10 protein-coding genes are annotated in these 12,236 nt (G+C 72.0%); 5 read left to right on the forward strand and 5 right to left on the reverse strand.

Annotated features, from left to right (window positions below; genetic code table 11):
- Positions 1-51 precede the first annotated feature (51 nt).
- Both EDD30_RS08440 and EDD30_RS08445 read right to left on the reverse strand, forming a co-directional pair.
- Complete coding sequence (locus EDD30_RS08440; protein WP_244945167.1) at positions 52-1,248, reverse strand: benzoate/H(+) symporter BenE family transporter; 1,197 nt, start codon at positions 1,246-1,248, stop codon at positions 52-54.
- Positions 1,249-1,269: 21 nt separating this feature from the next.
- Complete coding sequence (locus tag EDD30_RS08445) at positions 1,270-2,967, reverse strand: methyl-accepting chemotaxis protein (RefSeq protein WP_071805764.1); 1,698 nt, start codon at positions 2,965-2,967, stop codon at positions 1,270-1,272.
- 92 nt (positions 2,968-3,059) lie between these two features.
- On the opposite strand from EDD30_RS08445, the gene EDD30_RS08450 reads away from it, so the two are divergent.
- Together EDD30_RS08450 and EDD30_RS08455 are read left to right on the forward strand one after the other, a co-directional pair.
- The gene (locus EDD30_RS08450; protein ID WP_071805763.1) at positions 3,060-4,268 is read left to right on the forward strand and encodes a pyridoxal phosphate-dependent aminotransferase; all 1,209 of its coding nucleotides are present in this window, start codon (positions 3,060-3,062) and stop codon (positions 4,266-4,268) included.
- A 133-nt stretch (positions 4,269-4,401) separates the two neighbouring features.
- The gene (locus EDD30_RS08455; RefSeq protein WP_071805762.1) at positions 4,402-6,174 is read left to right on the forward strand and encodes a M4 family metallopeptidase; all 1,773 of its coding nucleotides are present in this window, start codon (positions 4,402-4,404) and stop codon (positions 6,172-6,174) included.
- 62 nt (positions 6,175-6,236) lie between these two features.
- Here the strand turns inward: EDD30_RS08455 and EDD30_RS08460 are convergent, their stop codons facing one another.
- Together EDD30_RS08460 and EDD30_RS08465 are read right to left on the reverse strand one after the other, a co-directional pair.
- Complete coding sequence (locus tag EDD30_RS08460; RefSeq protein WP_170047279.1) at positions 6,237-8,201, reverse strand: ATP-binding protein; 1,965 nt, start codon at positions 8,199-8,201, stop codon at positions 6,237-6,239.
- Positions 8,202-8,243: 42 nt separating this feature from the next.
- Positions 8,244-8,618 carry a response regulator transcription factor gene (locus EDD30_RS08465; RefSeq protein ID WP_071805760.1) on the reverse strand — a complete coding sequence of 125 codons (375 nt, stop codon included), beginning with the start codon at positions 8,616-8,618 and terminating at the stop codon, positions 8,244-8,246.
- Positions 8,619-8,785: 167 nt separating this feature from the next.
- On the opposite strand from EDD30_RS08465, the gene EDD30_RS08470 reads away from it, so the two are divergent.
- On the forward strand, positions 8,786-9,025 hold the full coding sequence (locus EDD30_RS08470; RefSeq protein WP_071805759.1) for a hypothetical protein: 240 nt from the start codon (positions 8,786-8,788) through the stop codon (positions 9,023-9,025).
- A gap of 2 nt (positions 9,026-9,027) precedes the next feature.
- On the opposite strand, the gene yiaA is transcribed toward EDD30_RS08470, so the two are convergent.
- A complete protein-coding gene (yiaA, locus tag EDD30_RS08475) occupies positions 9,028-9,519 on the reverse strand; it encodes an inner membrane protein YiaA (protein ID WP_084556413.1) in 492 nt (163 codons plus the stop codon).
- Between the two features lie 228 nt (positions 9,520-9,747).
- Here yiaA and EDD30_RS08480 point away from each other — a divergent pair, with 228 nt between their 5' ends.
- Positions 9,748-10,266, forward strand: coding sequence for a hypothetical protein (locus EDD30_RS08480; RefSeq protein WP_143162698.1), 519 nt, complete (start codon positions 9,748-9,750; stop codon positions 10,264-10,266).
- A 161-nt stretch (positions 10,267-10,427) separates the two neighbouring features.
- On the forward strand, positions 10,428-12,230 hold the full coding sequence (locus tag EDD30_RS08485; RefSeq protein WP_071805757.1) for an anthranilate synthase family protein: 1,803 nt from the start codon (positions 10,428-10,430) through the stop codon (positions 12,228-12,230).
- The last annotated feature ends 6 nt before the right edge of the window (positions 12,231-12,236 follow it).

Raw genomic sequence — 12,236 nt, forward strand, 5'->3', positions numbered from 1 at the left:
CAGGACGCGCGACAGAGTAGCCATCGCCGTCCACCCACGACCGTGTCGCCATCAGCGGCGGCGGGTCACCAGGGCGGTGAGGACGCCGGCGAGGAGGCCCCAGAAGGCCGAGCCGATGCCGAGCAGGCTCACCCCGGACGCCGTGGCCAGGAACGTCACCAGGGCCGGCTCGCGCCAGCGCTCGTCGGTCAGGGCGGACGCGAGGGAGCCGCCGATGGTGCCGAGCAGGCCCAGCCCGGCGATGGCCAGCACGAGGACCGCGGGCAGCGCGGTGAGCAGGGCCGCGACCGTGGCCCCGAAGAGGCCGACGACCAGGTAGAAGGCTCCGGCCCAGACCGACGCCAGGTAGCGCTGCCGGCGGTCCGGGTGGGCCTGCTCCCCCGTGCAGATCGCCGCGGTGATCGCGGCCAGGTTGAGGCCGAAGCAGCCGAACGGGGCCAGCAGCGTGTTGACCGCGCCGGTCCAGCCGATCAACGGCGAGACGGGTACCTGATAACCGGCGTTGCGCAGGACCGCGACGCCGGGCAGGTTCTGCGAGGCCATGGTGACCACGAACAGCGGCAGCCCGACGCTGACGATCATCTGGGCGTCGAACGCGGGCATGGTGAAGACGGGTTCGGCGAGGGCTATGCGTACGGCGCCCGGATGCAGCGAGCCGTCGAGGGTCGCCGCCACCACGCCGACGGCGAGCGCCACCAGCACCGCGTACCGGGGCAGCCAGCGGCGGCTCGCCAGGTACGCGAGGAACATGGGCAGCACCACGAGCAGGTCGTCGTCGAGGGCCCCGAACAGCCCGGTGCCGAACTGGACCAGCACCCCGGCGAGCAGTCCGGAGGCCAGCGGCACCGGCACCCGGTCCATCACCCGTTCGAACCAGCCGGTCAGACCGCTGAGGGTGATCAGCAGCGCGGAGACGAGGAAGGCCCCGACCGCCTGCGGCATCGTGGCCCCGTCCAGGCCGGTCGCCATCAGGGCGGCGCCGGGGGTCGACCAGGCGGTGACCACCGGGGCCCGGTAGCGCAGCGACAGGCCGATGCAGGTGACGCCCATGCCGACGCCGAGCGCGAGCATCCACGAGGCGATCTGCCCGGGAGTGCCACCGGCCGCCTCTGCGGCGGTGAAGACGATCGCGGCCGAACTGGTGACGCCGACCAGCACCGCGACCAGGCCGGCGGTCACGGCCGACGGCGCCATCACCCGTCCGGCGGCGCGGGCGAGATCGGCGGTCGGCAGGCGGGGCGGCGGCACCGGGTGACTCTACTGACCCCGTCAGCGGCGGGAGATCAAGGCCTCCAGCCGCTCCCCCGCGTCGGTCACCCGCGTGGTGAGGTCGGCGACGACGGACTCCTGCTCGGTGGTCAGCTCCTGGGCGTCCGCCGTGGTGTGGTCGATCGCCGAGATGGTGTCGCTCATCGCGGTCATGATCTCCACGACCGCCGTCACGTGCTGGTTCAGCTCGCCGAGGGTGGCGCTGATCGTCTCGGTGGACTCGGCCGTGGTGCCGGCCAGGTTCTTGACCTCGTTGGCCACCACGGCGAAGCCCTGGCCGGCCTCGCCGGCGCGGGCCGCCTCGATGGTGGCGTTGAGCGCCAGCAGGTTGGTCTGCTTGGCGATCCCGCCGATGAACTGGGCGACCTCGCCGACCTTGAGCAGGCTCTCGTGCAGGGTCCCGACGGCCTGGCTGGCCGCGGTGTTGTTCTCCAGCAGGCGGCTCGCCGCCAGCCGGGCGTCGCGGACGCGTTCGTCGATGCGCCCGGCCGCCTCGCCTACCGTCGCGGCCCGGTCGGACACGTCGCCGAGCTGGCGGGCGACGAAGGCCGACGTCTCGTCGACCAGCGCGCGGGCCTGTTCCTGCGCCTCCCGTTCCGCCGCGCTCTGCCGCTCGTGCGTCCGCTCGAGCTCCTCCCGGCGTTGCTGCTGCTCGGTCTCCAGGAGGCGGTCACGGTCGGCGATGGTGTCGAGCATGGCGTCGATGGTGCGGCCCAGTGCGGCGATGTCGTCGCTGCCGGTGGCGTCGACCCGCAACTCGTAGTCGCCCGAGGCGACGATCTGCTCGGTGGTCTGCCGCAACGGGCGGACCCGGCGGCTCACCGCCCGCCGGCCCGACCAGGCGACCAGCACCACGATCAGCAGGGTGGCGACGGCGATGAAGGCGAACAGCTTGACCGCGGTGCTCGTGGCGGCGGCGTGGATCGGGCGGCCCTGCACCGACTCGAGGACGAGCCGCTTGCCGTCGACGGTGGCGATGCTCGCGTGCAGCGCGATGCTGTCCCCACTCAGCACGGTGGTTCCCACGTCGAGGGTGCCGACGAGGCTCGGCAGCGACTGCGTGACCGCATCGCCGCGCGGCTGCTCGGCGACGGTGGTGGGCAGGTTGATCTCCTTGCCGAACTGCGCCATCCGCTCCGCGCCGAGCCGCTGGATGATCACCAGGCCTCCGGACGACTTGCCCTCGCCGCTGCTGGGGTAGACCGGCAGGCCGCAGAAGAGGTACATCACGTCGGCGGCGACGACTCCGCAGCGGGCGCTGCCGGCCTCACCTTCGGGGTCGTAGAGGCCGCTGAGCACCGCGGGGTCGATGAGCTGCGCCGCCGGCCTCTGGAAGCCGTCCGCGCTGAGGGTGCCACCGGTTACCAGCCGGCCGTCACGGCTGACGCCGAGGACGCCGTCATAGTTGCCCCCGCTATCGGCGGGATCGGAGTAAAAGTCCTCGGCGAAGGTCTCCGCGTCCTCCTTCGCCACGTCCTGGTAGGCGTTGTCCCAGACCGCGTTGGTGGCGCCGAACGTGATGAGCAGCCGGGCCTGGGTGTCCAGGCCGATCCGCATCCGGTCGGCGTCCTGCGCCACCTGACGCGCCTCCAGGCCGTCGAACGCGCTGGTCGCCACGTTGCGCAGCAGCAGGAAGCCGGCGCCGCAGCCCAGGAGCGCGGCGATGACCGGGATGAATCGTCTGAACTTTGCGGGCACGGAAGGCCTGTCGGCAGGCGGTACGGGACAGATGAGCGGAGAAGAGGCTCCCATGACGCGACTCACGTCCGGCGAGGCCTAGGCTCGAGCGTATGTTCTCCCAGGCGAGCAGGCTGAAGAATGTCCGGTACGACATCCGCGGCCCGGTGCTGCGGCGCGCGCAGGAGCTGGAGAACGCGGGCCACCGCATCCTCAAGCTGAACCTCGGCAATCCCGCGCCGTGGGGACTCAACACGCCCGAGGCGATCGTCGCCGACATGGTGCACAACCTGCCGTCCGCCGAGGGTTACAGCGACGCCCGCGGCATCTACTCGGCCCGGGTCGCGGTGGCGCAGTACTACCAGACCCTCGGCGTCGAGCACGTCCAGCCCGACGACGTGTTCCTGGGCAACGGCGTCTCCGAGCTCATCGTCATGTCCCTGCAGGCGTTGCTCAACACCGGCGACGAGGTGCTCGTGCCGAGCCCCGACTACCCGCTCTGGACCGGCGCGGTGACGCTGTGCGGCGGGCAGCCGGTGCACTACCGCTGCGACCCGGCGCAGGGCTGGCAGCCGGACCTGGAGCACGTGGCGGCGTCCATCACCTCCCGGACCCGGGCCCTCGTGATCATCAACCCGAACAATCCGACCGGCGCGGTCTACTCGCGGGAGACCCTGCTGGGCCTGCTCGAGATCGCCCGGCGGCACGGGCTGCTCGTGCTCTCCGACGAGATCTACGACAAGATCGTCTACGACGAGGCGCGGCATCTCTGCGCGGCGGCGCTCGCCCCGGACCTGCTCGTGCTCACCATGGGCGGGCTGTCGAAGACGTACCGGGCGGCGGGTTTCCGGTCGGGCTGGATGGCGGTGAGCGGCCCGGCCACCCACGCCACCGAATACCTCGAGGGCCTGCAACTGCTCGCGAACATGCGGCTCTGCCCGAACGTGCCGGCCCAACACGCCGTGCAGACCGCCCTGGGCGGATTCCAGAGCATCACCACGCTCATCCGGCCCGGCGGCCGCCTGTACGAGCAGCGCGAGCACGCCTGGCGCAAGATGACCGAGATCCCGGGCGTCGACTGCGTGAAGCCGGAGGGCGCGCTGTATCTCTTCGCCCGGCTCGATCCCGAGGTGCACAAGATCCGAGATGACCAGCGGCTGATCATCGATCTGCTGGAGCAGCAGCTCATGCTGCTGTCGCACGGCACGGGGTTCAATCTGCCCACGCCGGACCACCTCCGGATGGTCTTCCTGGCGCCGGTCGACGTGCTCGACGACGCGACCGACCGCCTGCGCCGCTTCCTCGAGACATACCAGCAGTAACAGAAGGTCCACCTTCCGTACGCGGGCCGGCGGATGATCGGCCATTCGCGCTGTCCGCCGCGCGACGCGACCATGGTGCCCGGAGCCTCGCGGGCGTCTGCTGAACGGCAGGACGACACGAGGAGTGGTTCGCATGGCTGTCCCCTTGCAGGAATTCCACTACAGCGCCGCCGAGGACACGGACACCGAGCGGGAAGCGGTCTCGCGCACGCCCGCCTCGTTCGGCGCTGCGGACGCCGGCCCGGATGCCGGCACGGATGCCGCCGCATCGGCGGGACCGATGTTCACCAGCAACGAGGCGGCGGCCCGGTTCTATCTGGACGAGCTGCTGCGCCGGGACGAGCGCCCGGCCATGCAGGCCGTGGTGGCGCCCGAGCGGCCCGAGCGCGTGCCCGGCCTGGTCGTCAAGAAGGACGAGGACCTTCCGGCCGTGGGTACGCGCCAGGTCCGCTTCACCCAGACGCACCGAAGCATCCCGGTCTTCGGCGCCGGCGCCGTGGTCGAGCTCACCAGCGACCGCGATCTGGTGAGCGTGACCGCCCAGCTCGACGAGGTCACCGGCGTCGACCCGGTGGAGAGCCTGAGCCGCATGGAGGCGCTGGAGAAGGTGGCCACCTGGACGGGCAAGACGATCCCGGCCGAGGCCGGCGTCGACGGCCGTCTCATGTACTACAAGGAGGACGAGTCCGGGGAATGGCACCTGGCATGGTTCTTCAAGGCCCTGCCGGCCTCGCCGCCGGCTCCCGACGAGCCTGACCCGGCGATCCTGCGCGGGCACGGCCTCGGTCCGCGACCGGTCCCGGAGAGCGTCAACTACCTCGTCGACGCCCACGACGGCCGCATCCTCTTCTGCTACAGCGCGATCGCCACCGGCGCCCCGATCCCGCCGCCGACCAAGTGCACCGGCGTCGACGAGGACGAGACGAAGCAGACCTTCTTCGGCCGTCTGGAAGCCGACGGCGCCGGTTGCCAGATGGACGACCCGCTGCGCAACGTCCGCACGTACGACATCGAGTTCGCGGACATCTTCGACGGCCCGCCGTTGCCGCAGCGGGCGGTGGCCGCCACGTCCAGCGACTACGGCTCCACCAACCGGGCCGCCGTCTCCGCCCACCTCAACGCCTCCCGGGTGCAGGACTTCTACAAGTCGGTCCTGCAGCGTGAGGGCATCGACGGGCAGGGCATGGTGCTCGTCTCGATCGTCAACACCACCGCCTCCGGTTTCGGCACGCCGCCGGAGCTCAAGAACGCGTTCTGGTCGCAGGGCCGGATGTGGTACGGCCAAACCCGCGACGCGCAGGGCCGTCTCGTGAGCCTCTCCCGCTACCTGGACGTGATCGGCCACGAGCTGACCCACGGCGTGATCGAGTCGACCTCGAACCTGGTGTACGCGACCCAGTCGGGCGCACTGAACGAGTCCTTCGCCGACTGCGCAGGGGTCATCATCAACAACTGGTACACCGCTCCCGACCGCGAGGACGTCCGTACGTGGAACTGGGAGATCGGCGCGGGCCTGGGCGGCGACAACCTGCCGTTGCGCGACTTCGCCGATCCCGCCCGGCTGGGAGATCCGGCGCACATGCGCGACTTCAAGCGCCTGCGCCCCGGCGAGCTGCCGCATCCGCAGCGCAACGACTCGGGCTGGGTGCACGTCAACAGCAACATCCACAACAAGGCGGTGCACAACCTGCTGACCATGGAGGAGAACGGCACGCGCGTGTTCACCGTCCAGGATGTGGCCGTGCTGACCTATCTGGGCATGGCCCGGCTGGTCCCGCTCGCCACCTTCCCGCAGGCGCTGCGGTCGATCGTGGACGTGGCGGCGACGTACTTCGGCGGCAGCCCGCAGCGCGACGCGAAGATGGCGGCGATCCGCCGCGCCTACGACCTCGTCGGCATCAGCTGAGCCCGGCCGTCCCCGCCGGTCGGGACCCGGCGGGGACGGTCCGCCACGGGGCGAGGTCCTCCTCATCCGGCAGGCAGCCGGATGGTGACGGTCGTGCCGGATCCCTCGACGGACTGCACCGAGATGTGCCCGCCGTGGTTCTCCACGATCTTGTGGACGATGGCCAGTCCGAGGCCCGTACCGGGGATGGCCCGGTGGACCGCGTTGCTGGCCCGGAAGAACCGGGAGAACAGCCCTTGTTGTTCGCCGGACGGGATGCCCATGCCGGTGTCCGACACGGACACGTGGATCTCGTCGGCCTCGCGGCGGACGACCAGGGTGACCGTTCCCCGCGCCGGGGTGAACTTGACCGCGTTGGACAGCAGGTTCGTCAGGACGCGGTCGAGCTGGTCCGGGTCCGCGGTCAGCTCGAGCGACCGGTCCACCTCGCTGCGCAGCTCGACCTCGCCCTTGGCCGCCGCCGGCGCCATCCCGGCGACCGCGCTCTCGGCGAGCTCGGTCAGGTCGACGGGGCGGCGGGACGCGCGGAACGACCCAGACTCGATCTTGGACAGGATGAGGATGTCCTCGATCAGTTCCCGCAGCCGCCGGGTGTTGCGCCCGATGACCTCCAGCATCTTGCGCTGCGGCGGTGCCAGCTCGCCGGCGTCCGCGTCGAGCAGCAGCTCCAGATAGCCGGCGATGCTGGTCAGCGGCGTACGCAGCTCGTGCGAGACGGTCGACATGAAGTCCTTCTTCGCCGTGTCCAGCTCCTTGAGCCGGGCCACCAGATGCTGCTCCCGCTCGAACAGGCGGGCGTGGTGCACCCCGCGGCCCAGGTCCGCGGCGACCGCCTCGACCAGCCGTACGTCGGCCGGGGTCCAGGCCGGCCCGCCGTCGCGGATGAGGGTGAGCGCGCCCAGGCGCTCGTCGCCGACGCTGACCGCCGCGGTCAGGACCGTTCCGTCGCCGACCGCGGCCCAGGCCCGCCGTTCCGGCTCGGGCGGTGCCGCCTGGCCGGCCGCGGCCTGCTCGTCGGTGGTCCAGACGTCGCCGCTGCCGAGCCAGGAGGCGTCGCATCCGGCGAGCTCCTCGAGCACCCCGCCGGCGTGCTCGTCGCGCAGGCTCACCAGCGGCGGCACGTCGGTCTGCCCGGGTGCCATCCGCACCAGGACGTGATCGGCGTGGAAGATCTCGGCGAGGCCGCGTACGGCCTCGGTCAGCGCGTCCCCGACCCACAGGTGCGCGCGGATGCGGTAGCCGAGCTGCCGGACCTCGGCGCGCAGCCGCGCGGAGTCCTTCTCGGCGGCGCGGATGCGGTCGCCGACCTCGGCCATCTCGTTGATCGCCTGCGCGACCGCCCGGATCTCGACCGGTCCCGCGGTCGCGTCGGCGCGGATGTCCAGTTCCCCGGAGCGCCGCCGGCCGATGACGGAAATGATCCGCGCCAGCGGTCGGGTGATCTTGCGGGCGGTCTGCACCGCCGCGAGGACGGCGGTGATCGCCGCCAGCACGGTGAGGGCCACGACGACGGCGGTCGTCACGACGCCGAGGGTGGCGCTGCGCTCGCGCAGGTCGGCGGCGCGGGCGGCCAGCGCGGCGTCGAAGGCCTGGTTCTCGGAGTGGAACGCCTGGAAGAGCGGCTTGCCCTGTGCCACGAACCCCGCTGCCGCGGAGCTGCGCGGCGGGGCCGTGCGCTGCCGCTCGGCGAGCGCCCACCAGTGGCCGGCCTTGGCGAGCTGCCGGGCCACGGCGTCCTTCTCGTCGTCCCGGGACAGCTTCCGCAGCGTGGCCGCGACCTGCTCGAAGTCGGTGCGTGCCGCCCCGTACGAGGCGAGCAGCTCGCCGTCGCCGGTCAGCAGGTAGCCCCGCAGGCCGCGCTGGCCGTCGGCGAGCACGCTACGCAGGTCGGCGTTGGCGAGCTGGAGCGGCTGGACGCGGGTGGAGAGCTCGTCGACGACCCGGTGCTGCATGACCAGCGCGGTGGTCTCGGCGACGCCGGTGCACACGATCAGTACGACCAGCACGCCGAACGCCCTCGTCAGCAAGCGCCCGACGGTCCGCTCCCGGGGCATGGGCGGCCGGTCCCGTCAGGCCGGGGTCCGGCTCAGCAATGCCTGGATCCGCGACACGAGCTCGCGCGGACTGAAGGGCTTGGTGACATAGTCGTCGGCGCCCGCGCTGAACCCGCCCTCGACGTCCTGATCCTGCACCCGGGCGGTGAGCATGATGATCAGCGTCCCGGCGGTGACGGGATCCGCGCGCAGCATCCGGCACACGTCGATGCCGGAGAGGCCGGGCATCGACACGTCCAGGACCGCGAGCGTGGGTCGCCGGGCCCGGGCCTGCTCCACCGCGGCCTGCCCGTCCTCGACGGCGATCACCTCGAGGCCGGCCTGTTCGAGTTTGAACGCGACGAGGTCCCGGATGTCGGCGTCGTCGTCGGCGACCAGCACCACCGGCACGGTTCCCCCTATGGGTTTCGCTCGTTATTAGCACGATATCCGTTTAGTCCGCTCTGCGATTGCCGCTCGCCGCAACCGCATGGCAACTGCCGTGCAGCGCAGATGCAGCCCCATCCGGGTGTCCTGGACGCAGACGCCCGTCCGCGAGCGCACGGTAGGAGGATCTGATGACCGCTGTGGAAACCGACGACATCCGCTCCGAGGCGCTGTTCGTCTCCGACCTGCAGAGCTCTCAGCACCCGTCGCCCGAGCTCATCCGGGCCGCCGTCAGCGCCACGGTCGACCGCCTCGGCGAGCAGGGCTGCGCCGAGCTGGTGGCGCAGGAGTTCGGCGAGCACCCGGACTGCGCGCTGGGCCGGATGCGGTGGGCCCGCGGGGCGGTGCGCAGCGCGTTCGAGGCCGCCTGACCTCACCGCGTGACGGTCGTGGTGGTCGTGACCGCCGCGGGCGGCACGGCGTACGACGTCGGCGCCGGCGACGCGGCGTGCGACGGCGCCCGGAACAGCAGCATGTCCCGCACGTTCTTCTGCACGGCGACCGCGGCGAACAAGGTCAAGACGAACGCCAGCCCGTAGAAGCCCTTCTCGCTGAGCAGCATCCCGCTGTTCCAGAGGCCGACCACCAGCATCACGACGCCGAGGCCGACCGTGGCCCACGACAGGCCGAGGTACAACGCCGACACCGGCAGACCCTCCGCCTTGTCGCGCACCGACTTCTGCAGGGACACGGCGGCGAACAGGCCCAGGACGAGGACCGAGGCGTAGAAGCCCTTCTCACTCTTCGTCATCTCGGCGTTCCACAGCCCGACCGCGTAGCACAGGACGCCGAGGAACAGGGCGGCCCAGGAGGCGCCGACGAAGGCGGCGGTGGGCTTGACCGAGAAGGACGGCTGAGCGGTCATGGCATTTCTCCGAATCACGTGGAGGGCGGGGTTGACGTGCTCAAACAGTCTGCGGGCGGCCGGGCCGACGACCGTGAGTAGTCGTACTTATCCGCGCTGAGCCGTCGCGCGGTACGGACGGGCGGCCCACGGACACCTGAAAGGCCGACGTAAGCGCTCACCGGTGCACCTACGGTGGGTGATGTTTCCGCCCGGTAACCGGCGGACAGCCGGGAAGGGGCGGAAGTCGTGCGGCAGCGGATGAGGGCCCGGCACCGGGCGGTCCGGTCGCGCCGGTGGCCCTGGACGGTGGTCGCCGCGGCGCTGCTCACGCTGGCCGCCACGATTCCCCTGCTGCTGCGCGACGCGGGTACGCCGCAGGCCGCCGTACCGTTGCCGGCCGTCTCGATCCCGCAGCCGCCCACGGCCGACCCGCCCCCGGGCTCCCGGCAGCCGCTGCGGGCGGTCACCCAGGCTCGCAAGGCCGACACCGCCACGCCCAGCCCGGCTCCCGCGACTCCGGTGCTGCTCGGCCCGTCCGACGCCGCCGGGCTGCCCCCGCTCCTGGGCTCCTACTGCCAGGACACCGCCGGGAAGCACACGATCGCCATGCTCACCGGCGGCGTATGGGTCTGCGGCCGCGCATCCCGCGACCCGGCCCCGATCGACATGGACGCGATGTGCGGCTGGCGCTACGGCACCGGCGCGTACGCCCAGCACGTCTCCAGGGATCCCACGGGGTGGCGCTGCTACCGCGACGGCCCGTAAGCTTCCCAGCCATGTACGCGCAACCGAGCATGTGGTGGCCCGCCGACCCGGCGGCCACACCCTCCCGCGCGTAACCCACCACCGCGGCCGCCTCCGACGAGGCGGCCGTCGTCGTAGGGACGGATTCCTCGCCGGGCGGCCCTGAGCCGATCGAGGAACCCATGGAACCCTTCGCCCTGCTGCATCGCGACGGCGCCGAGCACGTCGAGATCCTGCACGGCGACGTCGTCACGGTGCCGACGCTCGCCGACATACCTCTGCCCGCCGGGAGCGGACCGCGGACGCTCGCCCTCGTCCCCTACCGCCAGATCGCCGAACGCGGCTTCGCCTGCATCGACGACGGCACGCCGCTGGAATGCCTGCGGATCCGGGCGGCCCGGACCGTACCGGTGGCCGAGATGATCGACTCTCTGCCCGCCACGCCGCCGCGCCTGACCGGCCAGGGCTTCGACATCCCGGACGAGGACTACGGCCGGATCGTGGAGGCGGTCCTGCACGACGAGATCGGGCGCGGCGAGGGCGCCAACTTCGTCGTCCACCGGGTCTTCGAGGCGACCCTCTCCGGTGACCCGCTCGAGGCCGCCCGGGCGGCGTTCCGCAACCTGCTCACCGGCGAGCGCGGCGCGTACTGGACGTTCCTGGTGCACACCGGCACCCGTACGCTCGTCGGCGCCACCCCCGAGCGGCACGTCAGCGTCGACGCCGGGCTGACGATGATGAATCCCATCAGCGGCACCTTCCGCCACGACGGCGAGCGCGACCTGGTGGAGTTCCTCGCCGACCCCAAGGAGATCGACGAGCTCGCCATGGTGCTCGACGAGGAGCTCAAGATGATGGCCGCCGTCGCCGAGCACGGCGGCCAGGTCATCGGGCCGCACCTGAAGCGGATGGCGCATCTCACCCACACCGAGTACCTGCTCGCCGGGCACGGCTCGCGAGACGTGCGCGAGGTGCTCCGCGAGACGATGTTCGCGCCGACAGTGACCGGCAGCCCGGTGGCGAACGCCAGCCGGGTGATCGCCCGCCACGAGCGCCGCGGCCGGGGCTACTACGCCGGGGTGCTGGCCCTGCTCGGGCACGACGACGAGGGCCGGCAGACGCTGGACGCGCCGATCCTCATCCGCACCGCGGAGATCTCACCCGCAGGCAGGCTGCGCGTGCCGGTCGGCGCCACGCTCGTGCGGCACTCCACGCCCACGGGCGAGATCGCGGAAACCCACGCCAAGGCCGCGGGCGTTCTGGCCGCACTCGGTGCCACCCGCATGACGACTTCCGTACGCCCGGAGCCCGACGACCCCGCGATCCGGGCCGCACTGGCGTCCCGCAACGACGGCCTCGCCCGATTCTGGCTGGACCAGCGCCGGCCGGGCGCGCTCACGATGCCGGCGCTCGCCGGCCGCAGCGCGGTGGTCGTCGACGCCGAGGACGCCTTCACCGCCATGCTGGCCCACCAACTGCGAGCGCTCGGCCTGACCGTCACCGTGATGCCCTGGACGGTCCCGGTCGTCCCGGCGGCCGACCTGCTGATCATGGGCCCGGGCCCCGGCGACCCCGCCGCCGACGACGACCGGATGAGCACCCTGCGCTCCCTGGTAGCCGGCGCGCTCGCCGACCGGCGCCCGCTGCTGGGCGTGTGCCTGGGCCACCAGATCCTGGCCGCGGCCCTCGGCCTGCGCCTGCGCCGCCGGCACGCGCCCTATCAGGGCCTGGCGCGCGACATCGATCTGTTCGGCACCCGGCGGCGGGTCGGCTTCTACTCCAGCTTCACCGCGCTGGACGCGCCGGTGCCCGGCGTGGAGATCGCCGCGGACGCCGACGGAGCCGTCCACGCGCTGCGCGGTGACGGCTTCGCCGGGGTGCAGTTCCACCCGGAATCCGTGCTCAGCGCGGACGGCCTCAGCGTCCTCGCGGAACTCCTCCCACCACTTCTCTCCCGGGCGATTAGTCCGGCGGCGAGCGGGTAGCGCTAG

Origin of the sequence: Couchioplanes caeruleus (assembly GCF_003751945.1) — a bacterium.
GTDB classification, from domain to species: domain Bacteria; phylum Actinomycetota; class Actinomycetes; order Mycobacteriales; family Micromonosporaceae; genus Actinoplanes; species Actinoplanes caeruleus.